Here is a 20,521-nt window from a genome sequence, read left to right as displayed (position 1 = left end):
TGCGGGTTGGCATGTGTATTGCAAATCAAATGTGTACGGATGGGTGAGCTTGCAACGGGCTGCTTCTTCCGCACCGAGTAAACAAACGGAAGCGACGTTTATTTTTAACTGGAAAAAATACAGGAGATATGCTGTGAAAAGAAAACTTCTAAGCGTGCTGGTCATGCTTGCAACCGCCCATGTGTCGGCGCAAGTCACGGATGCCATGATTGCTAAAGATGCCGCAGATACCGATTCGGTATTGAGTTGGGGTATGGGCACACAAGGGCAGCGTTATTCACCCTTGACCACCATCAACACCAAAAACGTCAGCAAGCTGGCTCCCGCATGGTCCATGTCATTCGGTGGAGAAAAGCAACGCGGTCAAGAATCTCAGCCATTGGTTTACAAAGGCAAGATGTTCGTCACAGCATCGTATTCACGCATTTTTGCGATTGATGTGAAGACCGGTGAGAAGGTTTGGAAATACGAACACCGCCTGCCAGAAGGCATCATGCCTTGCTGTGACGTGGTTAACCGCGGCGCTGCATTGTTTGACAACTTGGTGATCTTCGGTACCTTGGATGCTCAATTGGTGGCCTTGGATCAAAACACAGGCAAAGTGGTGTGGCGCGAAAAGATCGACGACTACACCGCAGGCTACAGCTACACCGCTGCACCTTTGATCGCCGACGGTTTACTGTTGACCGGTGTGTCTGGTGGTGAATTTGGTGTCGTGGGGCGTGTCGATGCGCGTGATCCTAAGACCGGTAAATTGGTTTGGTCACGCCCAACCGTTGAAGGCCACATGGGCTACAAAGATGGCAAAGAAAACGGCATCAGTGGCACCACCAACGCCACTTGGCCAGGCGAGACATGGAAAACCGGTGGTGCATCCACTTGGTTGGGTGGCTCTTACGATGCGTCCACAGGCTTGGCTTACTTCGGTACAGGCAACCCTGGACCATGGAACAGCCACGTGCGTAAAGGCGACAACTTGTATTCATCGTCTACCGTGGCGATTGATGTCAAGACCGGCAAGATCGCATGGAGCTACCAAAACACGCCCAACGACGCGTGGGACTTTGACGGCGTGAACGAGTTTGTGACCTTTGATATGGACGGCAAACGCGTGGGTGCAAAGGCTGACCGTAACGGCTTCTTCTATGTGAACGATGCCAAGACCGGTAAGCTGATCAATGCGTTCCCCTTCGTGAAGAAAGTCACTTGGGCTTCTAGCATCGATCTGAAAACAGGCAGGCCTGTGTTTGTGCCTGAAAACCGTCCTGGCGATCCAACCGCAAGTGCGGATGGCAAGAAGGGTTCTTCGGTTTTTGCAGCCCCTGGCTTCTTGGGCGGCAAAAACCAAATGCCTATGGCTTACAGCCCCAAGTCTCAGCTGTTCTATGTGCCCACCAACGAATGGGGCATGGACATTTGGAACGAGCCAATCAGCTACAAAAAAGGCGCCGCCTACTTGGGCGCTGGCTTCACGATGAAGCCCTTGTTTGATGACCACATTGGCTCTTTGCGCGCCATCGATCCAAAGACTGGCAAAGTGGCTTGGGAAGTCAAGAACAACGCGCCTTTGTGGGGTGGTGTGCTGACCACCGCTGGTGATTTGGTGTTCTGGGGTACGCCTGAGGGTTACCTCAAAGCAGCTGATGCCAAAACAGGCAAAGTGTTGTGGCAATTCCAAACAGGCTCTGGCGTGGTGGCTCCTCCCATCACATGGAGCGACGGTGCTGACCAATACGTGAGCGTGGTCTCCGGTTGGGGTGGTGCTGTGCCTCTGTGGGGCGGTGAAGTGGCCAAGAAGGTCAACTTCCTCGAGCAAGGTGGTTCTGTTTGGACATTCAAGCTGCCCAAGTAATCGGCTGACTTTTTGATCCTAGAAGGGGTTTTAGAAGGCGCAAGCCCTCTGAAACCCCTTTTTAAATCAAGGCGAACTTTATGAAGAAAATCACACTCCTATTGATGTTGGCAACTGTTCAGGCGGCGTTCGCTGCTCCCTCACTCAGCGCCAAGGAAACTGCAGCAGCCATGGAGCTGGCAAAGTCCAACGGTTGTTTAAGCTGTCATGCCTTAGATGAAAAAATTGTGGGGCCTGCTTACTCAAAAGTGGCAGCTAAATACAGCGACGACAAAGATGCCGCAGCATCACTTGCCCAATCCATTCGCAACGGCTCGCAAGGTAAGTGGGGGCGTATCCCGATGCCCTCACATGGCACGATGAGTCAAGACGACATCAATCTCTTGGCACGTTGGGTGTTGACGATTAAATAGTCAAGATTCAATTCCCCCATCCATGAACACCTCGCACGCTCAAAGCGTGCGAGGTGTTTTTTCTTGTTGTGGATGTTTACTCGCGATATCCCCTATGAAACTCATTACATAAAGTAACAATTTGTAACAGGTGTCACGCATTGACGCATGAGAGTGTGACAAAACGCATCTATTTGTTGAGCATGAATATTTTTCGAATGATCTCTGTAAAGAAATAAAGCTGGAACAGCTTTTGCTGAATGCAAACACCCAATCAGGGAGTTTGAAGATTCAACAACGGAGATAGAAATGATTTATGCAAATCCTGGTGCAGCTGGCGCCAAAGTGCAATACAAAGCCCACTACGACAACTTCATCGGTGGCAAGTGGACACCCCCAGTCAAAGGTCAGTACTTCGATGTGATCACGCCTATCACTGGCAAGGTTTACACCAAAGCTGCACGCTCTGATGCTGCTGACATCGAGTTGGCACTTGATGCAGCGCATGCTGCAGCAGACAAATGGGGCAAAACCGATGCAGCCACACGCAGCAACATTTTGCTTAAGATTGCAGATCGCATTGAAGCCAATTTGGAATTGTTGGCTTACGCTGAGACCGTGGACAACGGCAAAGCCATTCGCGAAACCTTGAACGCGGACATCCCACTTACCGTCGACCATTTCCGTTATTTCGCTGGCGCTTTGCGCGCACAAGAAGGCGGCATCAGCGAGATTGATGAAAACACCATGGCGTATCACATCCACGAACCTCTGGGTGTGGTGGGTCAGATCATTCCTTGGAACTTTCCCATTTTGATGGCCGCATGGAAACTCGCTCCCGCATTGGGCGCTGGTAACTGCGTGGTGTTGAAGCCTGCTGAGTCCACCCCCATTTCCATTTTGATTTTGGTGGAGTTGATCGCTGACTTGCTGCCACCTGGCGTGTTGAACATCGTCAACGGTTTTGGTCGTGAAGCCGGTATGCCCCTGGCCACCAGCACACGCATTGCCAAGATTGCCTTCACCGGTTCGACCACCACAGGTCGCGTGATTGCACAAGCTGCAGCTAATAACCTGATTCCTGCTACCTTGGAATTGGGTGGTAAGTCGCCCAATATCTTCTTTGCCGATGTGATGGACAAAGACGACGGCTTCCTCGATAAAGCCATTGAGGGCATGGTGCTGTTTGCGTTCAACCAAGGCGAGGTGTGTACCTGCCCATCACGCGCGTTGATCCAAGAAAGCATCTACGACAAGTTCATGGAGCGCGTTTTGAAACGTGTGGCTGCGATCAAGCACGCCAACCCGCTGGATACCGACAGCATGATGGGTGCGCAAGCGTCAAAAGAACAGCTCACCAAGATCATGTCCTACCTCGACTTAGGCAAGCAAGAAGGTGCTGAAGTATTGGCAGGTGGCGGACAAGCGCATTTGGGCGGCGACTTGGAGGGGGGCTACTACGTGCAGCCGACCTTGTTCAAAGGTCACAACAAAATGCGCATCTTCCAAGAAGAAATCTTTGGCCCTGTGTTGGCTGTGACCACATTCAAAGACGAAGCCGAAGCCTTGGCCATTGCCAATGACACGCTCTACGGTTTGGGTGCGGGTGTGTGGAGCCGCAACGGCAACGTGGCTTACCGCATGGGCCGCGCCATCAAGGCCGGTCGCGTGTGGACCAATTGCTACCACGCTTACCCTGCACACGCAGCATTCGGTGGCTACAAAGAGTCAGGCATTGGCCGCGAAACCCACAAGATGATGTTGGACCATTACCAACAAACCAAGAACTTGTTGGTTAGCTACAGCGAAAGTAAGCTGGGCTTTTTCTAAATTGGAACGCTGATTTGTCTCTGGTTGCGCGTGGTGAGCAATTGCCACGCGCTTTTTTGTAGAGGAGCAAGACATGGTTGACAAAGTGGTGGCCACGCCCGCAGCGCTGGAGCTGGTTGAGTTGCTAAAGAAAAAACATGGCACGTTGATGTTCCATCAGTCAGGGGGCTGTTGCGACAACAGTGCTGCCAATTGTTATTTGCCTGGCGAGATCACGATGGGCGCTGGTGATGTGCTGCTGGGGAAGATTGGTGATTGCGAGTTTTACATCGGGCGCAATCAATACCAGTACTGGAAGCATACGCAGCTGATCATCGATGTGATCGAAGGCACGGGAGGCACTTTCTCGCTCGAAGGGCCTGAGGGTAAAGCTTTTCACACACGGTCGCGCGTCTTCACGCAAGCCGAACTGGATGAGTTGAATGCAGAGGAAGCTCGGGTTGAAGCAAAGCCTTGATGGCTTAGCTCAAGACATCTTCTGGCAGCAAATGCTTTTTGCGATAAATGGTGTTGCGTGACACGCCGAGCAATTTGGCAGCGGCAGACACGTTGCCTTTGCAGCTGCGCAGTGCTTGCGCAATCGCATCAATGGCCACGTTTTCAAGGTTCATGGCTTGCGACTGGGTGCGCATGTCGCTTGCCCATGTGGGAGCGGCTTGCGTCGCACTTTGTGGGAGCGGCGTTTGCGCCGTCTGAGCGCAGATGGACACGGGTGCCAAATCTTGAATTTCAGACACAAAGTCATCGGGCAGGTGATGCATTTGAATGTCGTTTTCACATTCGGCCATGACCACGGCGGTTCGCAATAGGTTGTAGAGCTGGCGAAAGTTGCCGGGCCAAGCGTAGCGGTGAAATACATCCATCACGTCTGCTGCGATACCAATGGATTTTTCAGCCGGGCAGACGCTAGCCAAAATCTTTTTGGCGACGACTTCTAAGTCTTTGCGCTCGCGCAAGGCGGGGAGTTTGACGACCAAGCCGTTCAGTCGATAGTACAAGTCTTCGCGGAATGTGCCATTGGCAATCATTTCCTTTAGATTTTTGTTCGTGGCGCAAATGATGGTGATGTCAACGTCAACTTCACGACCCGAGCCCAATGGATTGACCTTGCGTTCTTGCAGTACGCGCAATAGACGTGCTTGCAAATGCAAGGGCATGTCACCAATTTCATCTAGAAATAAGGTGCCTTCATTGGCAAATAAAATTTTGCCAGTGGAGCCTTTGCGTTTTGCGCCCGTAAAGGCGCCTTCTTCATAGCCAAACAGCTCGGACTCGATCAGGTTCTCTGGAATCGAGGCGCAGTTAACCGATACAAAATTTTTATGGCTGCGCGTGGAGTCGTTGTGAATGGCTTGGGCCAGCAAGTCTTTGCCAGTGCCAGTTTCACCCAGGATCATGATGGGGATATCTCGGCCTTGAATGATGCGCAGTTTTTGAATCACAGACGCAACTTGAGGATCCCCAGTGTCTAAGTAACGCAAACTAGAAAGTGGGATTTTGTCGTCTTTGCGCTTTTTATAAGGCGCAGTTGTGGCGTGCAAGGAAGTTGTGTGGTGCGATAAGTGAGAGGTTGGCGTGTTGAATTTAAGCTCGCTCTTGCAGCACACGCTCACCCCATCATGCAAACACAATCGGAAATATTGACCGTTGGCACTGCGCGCTTGGTCAAAAAATTGAGAGATCCCAATGCCAAATAAGGATGAAAAAGTATGAGCGCGCAGTGAATTGGTGGACATGCCAAATTGAAACTGTGCGCTTCGATTGGCTGACAAAAAGCGCCCATCGGTCGTGAAGACCGCAATGCCTTCGACGATGGTGCCGATGAATTCGGGGCGCGCGTGAAAATGAATGCGAACTTCCGTCGGGAACACATCGGCGAACATGTGGTTCTCAATCATTTGAGCGGACATGCGGGCCAGTGCCATGGTATGTTGGTGGTAACTGCGGTAGTCGCCCGTGACATCAAGTGCGCCAATGACATCGCCATGCGGGTCAAGGATGGGGGTACAGGAGCAGGTTAAAAATTGATTGGCTTGGAGGTAATGTTGGCTTCCGTGGACGACCAATGCTTGACCCTCTGCCAGCGCTGTACCAATCGCGTTGGTGCCTTTGCTTTTTTCGGACCAATCGACGCCCGGTGCCAGCGCGATTTGCGATGCTTTTTCCAGGAAATCGGTGTCACCCAATGAGTGAAGAATAGTGCCCGTGCGTGTGGTGAGCAGCACCATGCTGTGTGTGTTGGCAATTTGCTGATACAGCGTTTCCATCACGGGTGCTGCATGTTGGAACAAAAAATGATTTTCCTCGAGCAGCGCATTCACAGCGTGTGTAGAAGTGCCGCTGTAGTCGGGTGCATTGGCTGATGTAAGGCCAAAACCACGAGAGCGCTCTTGCGAAGAGGCAATGATGGCCGCGTGTTCAGGGCTGTTGTATTCCGCACCTTGGGAGTGGGCGCTCATCACGCCGCGGGCTGATGGTGGGTTGGCATTCATCATTTAGGGGTCCGTCTGGTATTAACTGCAAATCAGTGTTCGGTTTGAATATTTTCTGTTTGCATGAGTCACTTAGGAGATAGTTCTTTCCCTAGTTGGCCTCAAAATATTGTTCCAAATTGGCACACTCAGATGCCAATTTCAGTGGCTTGCTAATTGCTAGTTCAAGACGTATCGTTCACTTTTCAAAATTGAGGTTATGCAAGTCATGTCAATCACACGCCAACAATTTCATCGCCCATTCATTGCTCTTTGTGTTGCCTTGATGGCTGGGTGTTTCGCACAAGCCAGCTTTGCGCACGGCGATGTTGTGCCTCAATCGGTAGATACCTCCACATTGCCCCAGTTAGGCGCGAAATGGCTGGACGACAACCCCTATTCCAAAGGTGCGGCAAACAAAGAAGCGTTGCGAATTGGTACATCGGCCTACAACCAAAATTGCGCGCGCTGTCACGGCCTTGAGGCGATCTCTGGTGGCATCTCGCCAGACCTGCGAAAGATCGACAACGATTGCGCCGATTTGGCAGACCAAGCCAAGAAAAATGCTTGCTATCAAGAGATCAATGAGTATTTCGTTGCCACCGTGCGCCGTGGTCGCGCGCGGGATGGACGTGTGTATATGCCGCCATTTGAAGGCACCTTGTCGCAAGAGGCGATTTGGTCCATCAAGACCTATTTAGAAACACGTCGTGAGCGTTAAGGAGCTGTTTTGCAAGTCACCACAAAAAACCTAGGCGCATCGCGCCGTCAAGTCTTGGCCCTGGCGCCTTTGCTCTTGGGCACGCACGCTCTTGGTAATGCACAAGAGTTGAGTGCCATGGAAAAGATCAAAGCACGAGGTGTGCTGAAGGTGGCTATCTATAAAGACAACGCGCCTTATTCTGGCGGACCGGTGGCGGACATTCAGGGTGTGGATGTTGCACTTGCCAAAGCCTTAGCGACTCAACTCCAACTTCAGCTCGCACTGTTGCCTTTTGACGCAGGCGAGAACATGAATGACGATTTGCGCAACATGGTTTGGAAAGGTCATTACTTGGGGTATGGCCCTGCCGATGTGATGATTCATGTGCCGGTGGATCGCTATTTGATGAACGAAAACAAGCAAGTGCTGATTTTTGGTGCGTATGTGCGAGAACATTTGGTTGTGCTGCACAGTCCCACCAAGTTGCCTCGAGTTGAGAATCCAGAGGATCTCCAAGGGAAAACGATAGCTGTAGAAAAAGGCAGTGGTGCGGCCAGTGCTTTGATGGGTTATCGAGGTGGTTTGTTGCGCGACAAAATTTCTATTTTTAAAGATGGTGTGGACGCGGCAAAGGCCGTAATTACCGGTCAATTTGATGCTGCGTATGTGAGTCGTGCACAAGCAGAAGCCGCTGTTCATGCGGCTTCTGGGCAGGGGCGTTGGGTGTTGTCTTCGGTCGCATTGCCGGGCGTGATGCCGGCGGGATGGCCTTTGGGGTTGGCTGTCAAAGCCGACAACAAAGAGCTCGCCACGGCGTTGGATGCTGCATTGAACGCCTTGCGCCAAAACGGTGAATTGCTCAAGATCTATCAGTCACACGGATTGACCTTGGCCGCACCTTAAGGTCATACTACAGACTCTTTCATAAGTAATGACTGATTTAATGATCAGTCGTCTCATTAGGTTTTGTCCATGGAAAATCAAAAATCGCTGGTCATCGGCGTTCCCGCCGAGACTGCAGCAGGGGAGACGCGCGTAGCGCTCACGCCTGAAACAGCAAAAAAGCTAATTGCTCAAGGTCATGCATTGCGCATTCAAGCGGGTGCGGGTGTCGCTGCGAGCGTGCCAGATGAAGCCTATGCAGCAGTGGGTGTTCAGCTGGTTAATGCTGAACAAGCATGGGCTAGCGACTTGGTTTTGAAAGTTCGCGCGCCTGAAGCCGCAGAGACATCGTTGATCAAAGCAGGCAGTACGGTGGTGGGTATGTTGGAGCCCTTCAACCGCGAAGGCTTAGAGCGCCTGGCCGCAGCGGGTGCCACAGGCTTTGCATTGGAAGCGGCGCCGCGCACCACCCGTGCGCAAAGCATGGACGTGCTCTCGAGCCAAGCCAACATCGCGGGCTACAAAGCCGTCATGCTGGCCGCTGACAAATACCAACGCTTCTTCCCCATGCTCATGACGGCAGCGGGCACGGTCAAGGCCGCGCGCGTGGTCATCCTCGGCGTGGGCGTGGCGGGCTTGCAAGCCATTGCCACCGCCAAGCGCATGGGCGCGGTGATTGAAGCCACCGACGTGCGCCCTGCCGTGAAAGAGCAAATCGAGTCCCTCGGTGCCAAGTTCATCGACGTGCCGTTTGAAACCCAAGAAGAGCGCGACTGCGCCGAAGGCGTAGGCGGCTATGCCCGCCCCATGCCCCAAAGCTGGCTGGACCGTCAAAAGGTGGAAGTGGCCAAGCGTGTGGCGCAAGCCGATGTGGTCATCACCACCGCGCTCATTCCCGGCCGTGCCGCCCCTGTGTTGGTGACCGAAGAGATGGTCAAAGCCATGAAGCCTGGCTCGGTGATTGTGGACATTGCCGCAGGCAAAGGCCCGCACGGCACCGACGGCAACTGCCCGCTGACCGAAGCCGGCAAAACCGTCATCAAGCATGGCGTGACCTTGGTGGGTGAGACCAACCTGCCCGCCTTGGTGGCCGCCGACGCGAGCGCTTTGTACGCCCGCAACGTGTTGGACTTCTTAAAACTCATCGTCGACAAAGACAAGGGCTTGCACCTGAACTTAGAAGACGACATCGTGGCCGCTTGCCTCGTCACCCGTGACGGCCAAGTGACCCGCGCTTAAATTCACGAGGAACACACACATGGACGCTGTATCCCCCACCCTCGTCAACCTCATCATCTTTGTGCTGGCCATTTATGTGGGCTATCACGTGGTGTGGAACGTCACCCCAGCCTTGCACACGCCCCTCATGGCCGTGACCAACGCGGTGTCTGCCATCGTCATTGTGGGCGCCATGCTCGCTGCGGCCATGACCGAAACCACGCTGGGTAAAACCATGGGCGTGTTGGCTGTGGCCTTGGCTGCGGTCAATGTGTTTGGTGGCTTCATGGTCACCCGCCGCATGCTGGAAATGTTCAAGAAAAAAGACAAGCCCGCTAAAACATCTGGAGACCAAGCATGAGTTTCGACTTCGTCTCTATGAACCTTGTCACCTTGTTGTACTTGGTGGCCAGCATTTGTTTCATTCAAGCACTCAAAGGCTTGAGCCACCCCACCACTTCCATTCGCGGCAACGTGTTTGGCATGACCGGCATGACCATTGCCGTGCTCACCACGGCAGCCCTCATTGCCAAGTTGAGCGGCGGCGCGCTCGGCTTGGGCTGGGTCTTAGTGGGTCTCGTCATTGGTGGCGGTGCAGGCGCGATCATGGCCGCTCGTGTGGAAATGACCAAGATGCCCGAGCTGGTGGCCTTCATGCACAGCATGATTGGTTTGGCTGCGGTGTTCATTGCGGTGGCTGTGGTAGCCGAGCCTTATGCCTTCAACATCGTAGCCAAGGGCGACCCCATACCTGTGGGTAACCGCCTCGAGCTGTTCTTGGGTGCGGCCATCGGCGCCATCACCTTCAGCGGCTCGGTCATCGCGTTTGGCAAGCTCTCTGGCAAATACAAATTCCGTTTGTTCCAAGGTGCCCCCGTCACTTTTCCTGGTCAACACTTGCTCAACCTTGTGATGGGTTTGGCCACTGTGGGCTTTGGTGTGATGTTCATGTTCACCCAAGACTGGAACGCGTTCTACACCATGCTCGCGCTCTCGTTTGTGCTAGGTGTGCTGATCATCATCCCTATTGGCGGCGCAGACATGCCCGTGGTCGTGTCCATGCTCAACAGCTATTCGGGCTGGGCCGCAGCAGGCATCGGTTTCTCGCTCAACAACAGCATGCTCATCATTGCAGGCTCGTTGGTGGGTAGCTCGGGCGCGATTCTGAGTTACATCATGTGCAAGGCCATGAACCGCTCGTTCTTCAGCGTCATCTTGGGTGGCTTTGGTGCAGAGGCCGGTGCAGCCACGGGCGGTAGTCAAGAGCAACGCCCCGTCAAGAGCGGCAGTGCCGACGACGCGGCCTACATCTTGGCCAACGCCGAGACTGTGGTCATCGTGCCTGGCTACGGCTTGGCCGTGGCGCGTGCGCAGCATGCGGTGAACGAACTGGCTGAAAAGCTCATGCACAAAGGCATCACCGTCAAGTACGCCATCCACCCCGTGGCGGGCCGTATGCCTGGCCACATGAACGTGTTGTTGGCCGAAGCCGAAGTGCCCTACGACCAAGTGTTTGAAATGGAAGACATCAACGGCGAATTTGGTCAAGTCGACGTGGCCATCGTCTTGGGTGCCAACGACGTGGTCAACCCCGCCGCGTTGGAAAAAGGCAGCCCTATCTACGGCATGCCCATCTTGGAGGCCTACAAGGCCAAGACCGTGATCGTGAACAAGCGAAGCATGGCCTCTGGCTACGCGGGCCTGGACAACGAGCTCTTCTATATGGATAAAACCATGATGGTCTTTGGCGATGCCAAGAAAGTCGTCGAAGACATGGTCAAGGCGGTGGACTGATTAGGCTCAGTCCAAGTCTAAGTTCACGCCGATTTTCAATACCCATTTATCCACACTGCCCCCCGATGGATGAATGGGCTTGCCCAGCCCTAAGTTCCATCGACTGTGGGCGAGCTTTTCATCCCAAACGGCGTACAGCATTTCGTCGCGTTCTCTTTGTGGGCGCAGGGCTGATAGCACACCCCATCCGCTGAAGTACTCGACCCCGAGCTGTGTGGTGCCTGAGGTCGCGCGAGCGAGTTTGGCAGATGGCTGAAATTGGGTTTGCTTATTGGGGCCGCTGATGGGAATTTCAATTGAGGGGTTGACCACAACGTGCCATTGAGACCAGCGATAACCCAAGATGGGGTTGATGTCTGCACTGTTGCCCCCTTGTGATTCGTAGGGGCTAGAGGTGTAACCCACATCACCACGCACGCCCCAATACATGCCTCGGTGTGCATCGTGTTTGGTCACGTACTGCGCTTCCACTTTGAGTCCGTTGAGTTTGTTGTGGCCATCGGCATGTGACATGGGAAGCTCAAGTCCAACCGTCCAGCCGTTGCCTAGGCCGTAGCCATATTCCAGCAGCATTTGTGATACGCGATTGGGCAGGCCATCCGTGGTGGCTTTCGGTCGCGCTGTGCTTGCAATCACCTCAAGCTCAGGCTCTCCCGCTTTTGGGATGTCATCCGAATAAACGCGTAGCTCGTATGGCGCGGCATGGGCGCATGTGACACACAGCACAGCAGCCGATAACAGCCAAGCTGATCGGTATGGGTGTGGATGTGTGAACAAGGACATGGTTTGCAGAAAGGTTCGGTTGAGTTTGTATTGTCTTTGAATCTTTAAAATTAGCGCCTTTCACGTTGGTTATTTCGCGCATGTACTTTCAAGAGCAACAGTTAAAAGCGGTCATGGTTGATCTCGATGGCACCATGATCGACACCTTAGGTGACTTTGAGGTTGCGCTCAATCGCATGCTGACTGACCTTGATTTGCCGTTACTCAACCGTGTATTGGTTGAGCGCACCGTTGGTAAAGGTTCTGAGCATTTGATTCGTTCGGTGCTGGCGCACCAGTTGGCATTGCCTGAAGTGAAAGGCCTAGCCAATGTGTGCGAAGCGCGTAATGCAGAGCATTTGTATGAGGCGGCTTGGCAGCGTTACCAACATCACTACTTGGCCATCAATGGCGAATTCGCGACGGTGTACGCCGGGGTGGTCGACGGCTTGCAACAGATGCGCGATGCGGGTTTGCAACTTGCGTGTTTGACCAACAAACCGTTGTCGTTTGCCAAGCCTTTGCTGCAAGCCAAAGGGCTGGGTCATTTCTTCAGCCATGTGTTTGGTGGCGACAGCTTTGAACGCAAGAAGCCAGATCCATTGCCGTTGCTCAAAACCTGCGAAGTTTTGGGCGTACAACCGGGTCAAGCGTTGATGGTGGGCGACTCGAGCAACGATGCCCAAGCCGCGCGCGCAGCGGGGTGCCCCGTGGTTTTGGTGCGCTATGGGTACAACCACGGCGAGCCCGTGGATGGCGTGGATGCCGATGCCCGTGTGGATGCCTTGACCCAGATTAGGCAGGCCTTGACGGGCCAAGCTTGAGCCTTTGCTAAACTGCAGTCATGTTCATTCATCGCAACACAGTCACAGGTTGTCACGACCGGGGAGCTTGGCCCTGGCGTACGCCAACGACTGCGCTTGTTTAAAAGCACGCTCAGCTCTCTGATGCCGTGCCCGCGCTGATGCTCTTAGTTGATCAGCACTTGTCCGAATGAACGCCCCAACCGAAATGGGGCCCCGAGCTGTGGAGGCTCACGATGACTGAAACCGAATTCAAACAATTGGCCCAAGAGGGCTACAACCGCATCCCCTTGGTGGCGGAGGCGTTTGCCGATTTAGAAACCCCACTGTCCCTGTATCTCAAGCTCGCGCATGTGCAAAACAATGGCGAGCGCAGCTTCTTGCTGGAGTCTGTGGTGGGCGGCGAGCGTTTTGGACGCTACAGCTTTATTGGTTTGCCCGCTCGCACGTTGCTACGTGCCAGTGGTTTTGGCGAAGCGGCCAAGACCGAAGTAGTGACCGATGGCGTGGTGGTTGAAACCCACGCAGGCAACCCACTCGACTTTGTGGCTGATTACCAAAAGCGTTTCAAAGTAGCGTTGCGTCAAGGTTTGCCGCGTTTTTGTGGAGGCTTGGCTGGCTACTTTGGCTACGACACGGTGCGCCATATCGAAAAGAAATTGGCCCATTCATGCCCGCCGGATGACTTGGGCATGCCCGATATCTTGCTGCTGCAAACCGAAGAGTTGGCAGTGATTGATAACCTCTCAGGCAAGCTCTCGCTCATCGTGTACGCAGATCCTGCGCAGCCCGATGCGTATGCGAAGGCTCATGCGCGTTTGGCAGAGCTCAAGCTGCGTTTGAAAGCACCGGCACAAGCACCATCGATTGCGCCATGTGCGAGCCATCCCGCGGAGCGCAGCTTTGCGAAAGACGATTACTTGGCTGCTGTGCATCGCGCCAAAGACTTGATCGCTGCGGGTGACTTCATGCAAGTGCAAGTGGGTCAGCGCATTCACAAAAAATTCACGGCCAGCCCGCTGTCGCTGTACCGTGCGCTGCGTTCGTTGAACCCCAGCCCCTACATGTATTACTACAACCTTGGTGACGCCTATGTGGTGGGCGCATCGCCCGAGATCTTGGTGCGTCAAGAGTCCACACCCGAAGGGCAAAAAGTCACCATTCGCCCCTTGGCTGGCACGCGCCCACGTGGTGCAACGCCTGAGGCCGACAAGGCGGCAGAGGTCGAGCTCATCAACGACCCCAAAGAGCGTGCCGAGCATGTGATGCTGATTGACCTCGCACGCAACGACATTGGCCGCATTGCCAAAACCGGCAGCGTCAAAGTGACTGAGGCGTTTGTGGTGGAGCGTTACAGCCATGTGATGCACATCGTGAGCAATGTGGAAGGCTTGTTGCTTGACGATGCGAACGGTCAACCGCTCACCAGCATGGACGTGCTCAAAGCCACATTCCCAGCCGGTACGCTGACAGGTGCCCCCAAGGTGCATGCGATGGAATTGATTGACCAACTCGAACCCACCAAGCGCGGTTTGTACGGCGGCGCTTGCGGTTACCTGAGCTTTGCCGGTGACATGGACGTCGCGATTGCCATTCGCACAGGCATCATCAAAAACGACACGCTCTATGTGCAAGCTGCAGCTGGCGTGGTGGCTGACTCGGTGCCCGAGTTGGAGTGGCGAGAAACAGAACACAAAGCACGCGCCTTGTTGCGTGCCAGCGAGTTGGTTGAGGAGGGTATGGAATGAGCAAGATCAAACTCCTCATGGTGGACAACTATGACAGCTTCACCTTCAACATCGTTCAATACTTTGGCGAGTTGGGTACAGAGGTCGAGGTGTTTCGCAACGACGAAATCACGTTGGAAGGCATTGCTGCACGCAAGCCGGATCGTTTGGTGATTTCGCCTGGTCCTTGCTCGCCTGCTGAGGCCGGTATCTCGGTGTCAGCCATCCAGCACTTTGCGGGCAAGCTGCCCATCTTGGGCGTGTGCTTGGGGCATCAAAGCATTGGCGCAGCGTTTGGCGGAAAGATCATTCGTGCGCAAGAGCTGATGCACGGCAAGACCAGTGTCATCACTACCACCCAAGAAGGTGTGTTTGCTGGCCTGCCTGAGAAGTTCACAGTCAACCGCTACCACTCGCTCGCGATTGAGCGTGCCTCATGTCCTTCGTGCCTGAAAGTCACGGCATGGACAGATGACGGCGAAATCATGGGCGTGCGCCACACCGAGCTAGATATTCAAGGTGTGCAGTTTCACCCAGAATCCATCCTCACTGAGCATGGCCATGCCATGCTGAAAAACTTTCTGTAAAGGCGGGCCATGACAACCACCATCCATGCCATCACGCCGCAAGAGGCATTGCAACGTGTCATTGAACACCGCGAGATTTTTCACGACGAGATGCTGCACATCATGCGCCTCATCATGTCAGGTGAAATGTCGCCGGTGTTGATGTCGGCTTTCATCGCCGCCCTGCGCGTGAAGAAAGAAACCATTGGCGAAATTACAGCAGCTGCGCAAGTGATGCGCGAGTTCTCCACCAAGGTGGATGTGCCTGACCGCACGCACATGGTGGACATCGTCGGCACAGGTGGCGACGGTTCGCACACGTTCAATATTTCCACATGCTCGATGTTTGTCGTGGCTGCTGCGGGTGGCAAAGTCAGCAAGCACGGTGGTCGCAGTGTGAGCAGCAAAAGCGGCAGCGCCGATGTGTTGGAAAGCTTAGGCGTCAACATCAACTTGCCGCCCGCGCAAATTGCCAAGTGCATTGCGGATGTGGGCATTGGGTTCATGTTTGCGCCCAACCATCATCCCGCGATGAAGAACGTGGCGCCAGTTCGCAAAGAGTTAGGTGTGCGCACCATCTTCAACATCTTGGGGCCGCTCACCAACCCTGCTGGCGCGCCCAACATCTTGATGGGCGTGTTCCATCCTGATTTGGTGGGTATTCAAGTGCGTGCGTTAGAGCGCTTAGGTGCTGAGCATGCCTTGGTCGTCTATGGTCGTGATGGTTTAGATGAGGTGTCTTTGGGTGCGTCGACGTTGGTGGGCGAACTCAAAAACGGCCAAGTGCGCGAGTACGAAATTCACCCTGAAGACTTTGGCTTCGCCATGAGCAGCAACCGCGCTTTGCGCGTGGAAACCCCCGAGCAATCACGCGCCATGTTGCTGGGCGTGTTGGATAACCAAGCCGGCCCCGCACGCGACATCGTGGTGCTCAATGCGGGCGTGGCTTTGTATGCTGCCAATGTGGTTGACAGCATTGAGGCTGGTATTGCGCGAGCGCGGGAGGCGCTGGCCTCTGGTGCAGCCAAGGCCAAGCTTGACCAACTGGTTACTGTTGCGCATCAGCTGACTGCTGCATAAACGCGCTTGGCGCAAGAAAGAAACCCATGTCAGACATTCTGAACAAAATCGTTGCGGTCAAACACCAAGAGGTGGCTGCGGCCTTGCAGCGCAAATCATTGGCGGCCATGCGCATGGATGCTGAAAGTCGTGTGCTCACACGCGACTTTGTGGGTGCGTTGCGCGCCAAGATTGCGGCGGGCTTGCCTGCTGTGATTGCTGAAATCAAAAAGGCCAGCCCTTCCAAAGGCGTGATTCGCGAAGACTTCATTCCCGCCGACATTGCGCAAAGCTATGCCGAGCATGGTGCGGCATGTTTGTCTGTGTTGACCGACAGAGACTTTTTCCAAGGTCAGGTGGATTACCTCAAGCAGGCCCGTGCGTCATGCGACTTGCCCGTACTGCGTAAAGACTTCATGGTCGATCCGTACCAGGTGTACGAAGCGCGCGTGATGGGCGCTGACTGCATCTTGCTGATTGCCGCATGTTTGACCGATGCGCAAATGGCGGAGATGGAAGCAGTGGCGCGCAGCCTCGACATGGCTGTGCTGGTGGAAGTGCATGACGCGCAAGAGTTGCAGCGTGCGCTCAAACTCAAGACCCCCTTGGTGGGCATCAACAATCGCAACTTGCGCACCTTTGAGGTGTCGCTCGACACCACGATCGGTATGCTCAAGGATGTGCCGGCCGATCGTTTGCTGATCACCGAGAGCGGTATCTTGCAACGCAGCGATGTTCAAAAAATGCGCGATGTGAATGTGCATGCGTTCTTGGTCGGCGAGGCGTTCATGCGTGCGCCCGACCCCGGCGTGGCATTGGCTGAGTTGTTTGCTGCTTAATCTCGCATGACGGCGGATTTGTTTGGCGACGGTGCGCCGATTGATGCGCAAGTGCCGCGCCTGACCCAATGGTCGCCAGCTGACTGGCCCACGCAGCCTGATTGGCAGCCTGCGCTTGACGCGTTTTGGCGCAGTGCGCAAGGCGTGTCATTGGCGAGCTTTGTTCAATCGCGTTTAGATGCTGGCGCGGTGGTTTATCCCAAACATCCGTTGTGGGCGTTGCAGCTCACGCCCTTGTCGCAAGTGAGGGTGGTGATCTTGGGTCAAGACCCGTATCACGGGCCGCATCAAGCGCAGGGCTTGTCGTTCTCCGTAGCGCCCGGCGTCAAGATTCCCCCTTCGCTGCGCAATATATTCAAGGAGCTGCAACGTGATCTGGGTCAGTCGACGCCGAGTCACGGCTCGTTAGAGGCTTGGGCTAAGCGTGGCGTGTTGTTGCTTAACACCAGCTTGACGGTGGAAGACGGGCTGCCTGCGAGCCATGCCAAGCGCGGTTGGGAACAGTTGACGGATGCTTTGTTGGCCGAAGTGGCACGTACCGTTCCTGCTTGTATTTACATGCTTTGGGGTGGACATGCGCAGGCCAAGGCCGAATTGATTGCGCGTGAAACAACTGCGCAGGCCGCGACCTTTGTGGGGCTAAGAGATGGCAGCTCGGTTCCGCGTGAGGCTTTGGTGCTCAAAGCCAACCATCCCTCGCCTTTGTCGGCCTTGCGGCCGCCGCAGCCATTCATTGGTTGCGGTCATTTTTCGCAAGCCAAAGCCTGGCTGGCGCAAAGAAATCTGAGTTTGGATTGGAATTTGTGAGTCATTTGGCTCCAAAAACTCGCGAATACCCTAAAACTCTGCTATAGTTCGCGATTCGCCGGAGGGGTGCCCGAGTGGCTAAAGGGGGCAGACTGTAAATCTGTTGGCTTACGCCTACACTGGTTCGAATCCAGTCCCCTCCACCAGCGAAAACCAACAAGTAGAAGTGCCGGTAGGCCTGCAACTGTGACGATCTTTTCTGATCTGATGCGGGAGTAGTTCAATGGTAGAACCCTAGCCTTCCAAGCTAATGACGCGGGTTCGATTCCCGTCTCCCGCTCCACCTGTGGTTTTCAACGGATTGATTGGCGATCAATGTTTGCCCTTGTGGCTCAGTGGTAGAGCACTCCCTTGGTAAGGGAGAGGTCGCGGGTCCGATTCCCGCCAAGGGCACCAGATTTTTTGTGATTCACCTATTTTTTTCGGAGTCGAGAAATGGCAAAAGGTAAGTTTGAACGTACCAAACCGCACGTCAACGTTGGCACGATTGGTCACGTGGACCATGGCAAGACAACACTGACAGCTGCGATCACCACGATCCTGTCGACCAAGTTTGGCGGCGAAGCGAAGGCTTACGACCAAATCGACGCGGCTCCTGAAGAAAAAGCACGCGGTATTACCATCAACACCGCTCACGTTGAATACGAAACAGAAACACGTCACTATGCGCACGTGGACTGCCCTGGCCACGCTGACTATGTGAAAAACATGATCACTGGCGCGGCTCAAATGGACGGCGCTATCTTGGTGTGTTCTGCTGCTGACGGCCCCATGCCACAAACTCGCGAGCACATCTTGTTGGCTCGTCAAGTGGGCGTGCCTTACATCATCGTGTTCTTGAACAAGTGCGACATGGTGGACGACGCTGAGTTGTTGGAATTGGTTGAGATGGAAGTTCGCGAACTCCTGTCTAAGTACGACTTCCCAGGCGACGACACGCCAATCGTTCAAGGTTCAGCCAAGCTGGCCCTCGAAGGCGACAAAGGCCCATTGGGCGAAGAAGCCATTCTGAAGTTGGCTGCTGCTTTGGACAGCTACATCCCAACGCCTGAGCGCGCTGTGGACGGCAACTTCTTGATGCCAGTGGAAGACGTGTTCTCCATCTCTGGCCGCGGTACTGTGGTGACCGGTCGCGTTGAGCGCGGTGTGATCAAAGTCGGCGAAGAAATCGAAATCGTGGGTATCGTTGACACCGTCAAGACCACCTGTACTGGCGTTGAGATGTTCCGCAAGTTGTTGGACCAAGGTCAAGCTGGTGACAACGTGGGTATCTTGTTGCGCGGTACAAAGCGCGAAGACGTGCAGCGCGGTCAAGTGTTGTGCAAGCCAGGTTCAGTCAAGCCACACACTCACTTCACAGCTGAGATCTATGTGTTGAGCAAAGACGAAGGCGGCCGCCACACCCCATTCTTCAACAACTACCGTCCCCAGTTCTACTTCCGTACGACTGACGTGACAGGTGCTATCGAGTTGCCAGAAGGCAAAGAGATGGTGATGCCTGGTGACAACGTGTCGATCACTGTGAAGTTGATCCACCCCATTGCGATGGAAGAAGGCTTGCGCTTCGCTATCCGCGAAGGCGGTAAGACTGTTGGCGCTGGTGTGGTTGCCAAAATCATCGCCTAATTCACAAATTTAAGCGCTAGATTTAGGGGCGTAGCTTAGTGGTAAAGTTGCGGTTTCCAAAACCGTCGATGGGGGTTCGATTCCCTCCGCCCCTGCCACTAAAGGCTTAAAGCTCTGTGGTTTACCAAGCCCGCCATGATGGCGGGCTTCGGTGTCTTAACAAACGCATAAAAAACGGTACAGGAAAACCCTTATCCATGTCTGCAGCAAATATTGAAAACGTCTCAACGACCGCCGACAAGGCCAAGCTGGTCTTGGTTGTGGCTTTGGTCGTGGCTGCCTTGGGCGGTTTTTACACGTTGACTGCGCAAGGTCCCATTGTTCAATGGTTGACATTGGTGGGCGGCTTGGTGGCTGCTGTGGTGGTGTTCTTGTTGTCGTTGCCTGGTCGCCAGTTGGTGGCTTTTGGTGGTGATGCGTGGCGTGAAGTCAACAAGGTTGTTTGGCCAACTCGTAAAGAGTCCACCCAAATGACTTTGTATGTGTTTGCCTTTGTGGTGATCATGGCGCTGTTTTTGTGGCTGACCGATAAAACCCTTGAGTGGGTGTTTTACGACCTGATTCTGGGCTGGAAAAAATAATGAGCGACATCCTCGACAACGCCGCAGCGAATGCGGCTTCAGCACCATCTGCCTCTGTGAATCCTGATTTGCGTTGGTACGTGGTGCATGCCTACTCTGGTATGGAAAAGGCGGTTGAACGCAATATCCGTGAGAGCATCACGCGCGCTGGCATGGAAAACAAATTCGGTCGCATCTTGGTGCCTACCGAAGAAGTGGTGGAAATGAAAAACGGTCAGCGTCGTACGGCTGAGCGCAAGTTTTTCCCTGGCTACGTCTTCGTTGAAATGGTGATGGATGACGACACTTGGCACTTGGTGAAGCACACCAACAAGGTGACAGGTTTTGTGGGGGGGGCAAAGAACCGTCCTGCGCCCATTTCTGAGTCTGAAGTGCAGAAGATCGTGAGCCAAATGCAAGACGGTGCAGAGAAGCCTCGTCACAAGATTGAGTTCATGGTGGGTGAGTTGGTGCGCGTCAAAGAAGGTCCGTTCACAGACTTCAACGGCTCTGTCGAAGAGGTCAACTACGAGAAGAGCAAAGTGCGCGTCTCGGTCACCATCTTCGGTCGTGCAACGCCTGTGGAATTGGAATTCAGCCAGATCGAGAAAACTTAATCTGGTTCAAAGT

20 protein-coding genes and 4 tRNA genes are annotated in these 20,521 nt (G+C 54.2%); 22 read left to right on the top strand and 2 right to left on the bottom strand.

Annotation, left to right across the window (positions count from 1 at the left end):
* The first annotated feature begins 163 nt into the window (after window positions 1-163).
* The 4 genes from QMG27_RS11850 to QMG27_RS11835 all read left to right on the top strand — a co-directional run bounded on the left by QMG27_RS11850 (window position 164) and on the right by QMG27_RS11835 (window position 4,531).
* Window positions 164-1,852: a PQQ-dependent methanol/ethanol family dehydrogenase gene (locus tag QMG27_RS11850; protein WP_281811561.1), complete on the top strand. Its 1,689-nt coding sequence runs from the start codon at window positions 164-166 to the stop codon at window positions 1,850-1,852.
* An 80-nt stretch (window positions 1,853-1,932) separates the two neighbouring features.
* Window positions 1,933-2,265: a c-type cytochrome gene (locus QMG27_RS11845; RefSeq protein ID WP_281811559.1), complete on the top strand. Its 333-nt coding sequence runs from the start codon at window positions 1,933-1,935 to the stop codon at window positions 2,263-2,265.
* A gap of 288 nt (window positions 2,266-2,553) precedes the next feature.
* Window positions 2,554-4,074 carry an aldehyde dehydrogenase gene (gene adh / locus QMG27_RS11840; RefSeq protein ID WP_281811557.1) on the top strand — a complete coding sequence of 507 codons (1,521 nt, stop codon included), beginning with the start codon at window positions 2,554-2,556 and terminating at the stop codon, window positions 4,072-4,074.
* 73 nt (window positions 4,075-4,147) lie between these two features.
* Window positions 4,148-4,531, top strand: coding sequence for a DUF779 domain-containing protein (locus QMG27_RS11835; protein ID WP_281811555.1), 384 nt, complete (start codon window positions 4,148-4,150; stop codon window positions 4,529-4,531).
* 4 nt (window positions 4,532-4,535) lie between these two features.
* Here QMG27_RS11835 and QMG27_RS11830 read toward each other — a convergent pair whose 3' ends face one another.
* Entirely contained in the window at window positions 4,536-6,569 is a 2,034-nt protein-coding gene (locus QMG27_RS11830; protein WP_281811553.1) for a sigma-54-dependent Fis family transcriptional regulator, read from the bottom strand.
* Between the two features lie 262 nt (window positions 6,570-6,831).
* Here QMG27_RS11830 and pedF point away from each other — a divergent pair, with 262 nt between their 5' ends.
* The 5 genes from pedF to QMG27_RS11805 all read left to right on the top strand — a co-directional run bounded on the left by pedF (window position 6,832) and on the right by QMG27_RS11805 (window position 11,142).
* A complete protein-coding gene (gene pedF / locus QMG27_RS11825) occupies window positions 6,832-7,266 on the top strand; it encodes a cytochrome c-550 PedF (RefSeq protein ID WP_281814651.1) in 435 nt (144 codons plus the stop codon).
* 9 nt (window positions 7,267-7,275) lie between these two features.
* A complete protein-coding gene (locus tag QMG27_RS11820; protein ID WP_281811551.1) occupies window positions 7,276-8,151 on the top strand; it encodes a transporter substrate-binding domain-containing protein in 876 nt (291 codons plus the stop codon).
* An 87-nt stretch (window positions 8,152-8,238) separates the two neighbouring features.
* Entirely contained in the window at window positions 8,239-9,369 is a 1,131-nt protein-coding gene (locus tag QMG27_RS11815; protein WP_281814648.1) for a Re/Si-specific NAD(P)(+) transhydrogenase subunit alpha, read from the top strand.
* A 19-nt stretch (window positions 9,370-9,388) separates the two neighbouring features.
* On the top strand, window positions 9,389-9,709 hold the full coding sequence (locus tag QMG27_RS11810; RefSeq protein WP_281811549.1) for an NAD(P) transhydrogenase subunit alpha: 321 nt from the start codon (window positions 9,389-9,391) through the stop codon (window positions 9,707-9,709).
* The gene (locus QMG27_RS11805) at window positions 9,706-11,142 is read left to right on the top strand and encodes an NAD(P)(+) transhydrogenase (Re/Si-specific) subunit beta (protein WP_281811547.1); all 1,437 of its coding nucleotides are present in this window, start codon (window positions 9,706-9,708) and stop codon (window positions 11,140-11,142) included. The genes QMG27_RS11810 and QMG27_RS11805 overlap by 4 nt, the downstream gene beginning before the upstream one ends.
* Window positions 11,143-11,148: 6 nt before the next feature.
* Here the strand turns inward: QMG27_RS11805 and QMG27_RS11800 are convergent, their stop codons facing one another.
* Complete coding sequence (locus QMG27_RS11800; protein ID WP_281811545.1) at window positions 11,149-11,925, bottom strand: hypothetical protein; 777 nt, start codon at window positions 11,923-11,925, stop codon at window positions 11,149-11,151.
* An 80-nt stretch (window positions 11,926-12,005) separates the two neighbouring features.
* Between QMG27_RS11800 and QMG27_RS11795 the strand changes: the two genes are divergently transcribed.
* From QMG27_RS11795 to nusG, 13 genes are all read left to right on the top strand, one after another.
* Window positions 12,006-12,728, top strand: a complete 723-nt coding sequence (locus tag QMG27_RS11795; protein ID WP_281811543.1) for a phosphoglycolate phosphatase — start codon at window positions 12,006-12,008, stop codon at window positions 12,726-12,728.
* A 215-nt stretch (window positions 12,729-12,943) separates the two neighbouring features.
* Window positions 12,944-14,455 carry an anthranilate synthase component I gene (gene trpE / locus QMG27_RS11790; protein ID WP_281811541.1) on the top strand — a complete coding sequence of 504 codons (1,512 nt, stop codon included), beginning with the start codon at window positions 12,944-12,946 and terminating at the stop codon, window positions 14,453-14,455.
* Window positions 14,452-15,021 (top strand): aminodeoxychorismate/anthranilate synthase component II, encoded by a 570-nt coding sequence (locus tag QMG27_RS11785; RefSeq protein ID WP_281811539.1) that lies wholly within the window; start codon window positions 14,452-14,454, stop codon window positions 15,019-15,021. The genes trpE and QMG27_RS11785 overlap by 4 nt, the downstream gene beginning before the upstream one ends.
* Window positions 15,022-15,030: 9 nt before the next feature.
* On the top strand, window positions 15,031-16,080 hold the full coding sequence (gene trpD / locus QMG27_RS11780) for an anthranilate phosphoribosyltransferase (protein WP_281811536.1): 1,050 nt from the start codon (window positions 15,031-15,033) through the stop codon (window positions 16,078-16,080).
* Window positions 16,081-16,106: 26 nt separating this feature from the next.
* Window positions 16,107-16,898 carry an indole-3-glycerol phosphate synthase TrpC gene (gene trpC, locus QMG27_RS11775; protein ID WP_281811534.1) on the top strand — a complete coding sequence of 264 codons (792 nt, stop codon included), beginning with the start codon at window positions 16,107-16,109 and terminating at the stop codon, window positions 16,896-16,898.
* Window positions 16,899-16,904: 6 nt separating this feature from the next.
* Window positions 16,905-17,705, top strand: a complete 801-nt coding sequence (locus QMG27_RS11770; protein ID WP_281811532.1) for a uracil-DNA glycosylase — start codon at window positions 16,905-16,907, stop codon at window positions 17,703-17,705.
* Window positions 17,706-17,765: 60 nt separating this feature from the next.
* Window positions 17,766-17,851, top strand: a tRNA-Tyr gene (locus tag QMG27_RS11765).
* 63 nt (window positions 17,852-17,914) lie between these two features.
* Window positions 17,915-17,988 (top strand) — tRNA-Gly (locus QMG27_RS11760).
* A 38-nt stretch (window positions 17,989-18,026) separates the two neighbouring features.
* Window positions 18,027-18,101 (top strand) — tRNA-Thr (locus tag QMG27_RS11755).
* 39 nt (window positions 18,102-18,140) lie between these two features.
* The gene (tuf, locus tag QMG27_RS11750; RefSeq protein ID WP_281811530.1) at window positions 18,141-19,331 is read left to right on the top strand and encodes an elongation factor Tu; all 1,191 of its coding nucleotides are present in this window, start codon (window positions 18,141-18,143) and stop codon (window positions 19,329-19,331) included.
* Between the two features lie 24 nt (window positions 19,332-19,355).
* Window positions 19,356-19,429: transfer RNA gene (locus QMG27_RS11745), tRNA-Trp, on the top strand.
* Between the two features lie 99 nt (window positions 19,430-19,528).
* Window positions 19,529-19,912 carry a preprotein translocase subunit SecE gene (gene secE, locus QMG27_RS11740; protein ID WP_281811528.1) on the top strand — a complete coding sequence of 128 codons (384 nt, stop codon included), beginning with the start codon at window positions 19,529-19,531 and terminating at the stop codon, window positions 19,910-19,912.
* Window positions 19,912-20,508, top strand: coding sequence for a transcription termination/antitermination protein NusG (gene nusG, locus QMG27_RS11735; protein WP_281811526.1), 597 nt, complete (start codon window positions 19,912-19,914; stop codon window positions 20,506-20,508). Before secE ends, nusG begins: the two co-directional genes overlap by 1 nt.
* Window positions 20,509-20,521 lie beyond the last annotated feature (13 nt).

The sequence above is a fragment of the Limnohabitans sp. MORI2 genome (genome assembly GCF_027925025.1).
Classification (GTDB): domain Bacteria; phylum Pseudomonadota; class Gammaproteobacteria; order Burkholderiales; family Burkholderiaceae_C; genus Limnohabitans.
The sequence above is the reverse complement of the archived record's forward strand: the minus strand, read 5'-3'. Positions and strand labels throughout refer to the sequence as shown.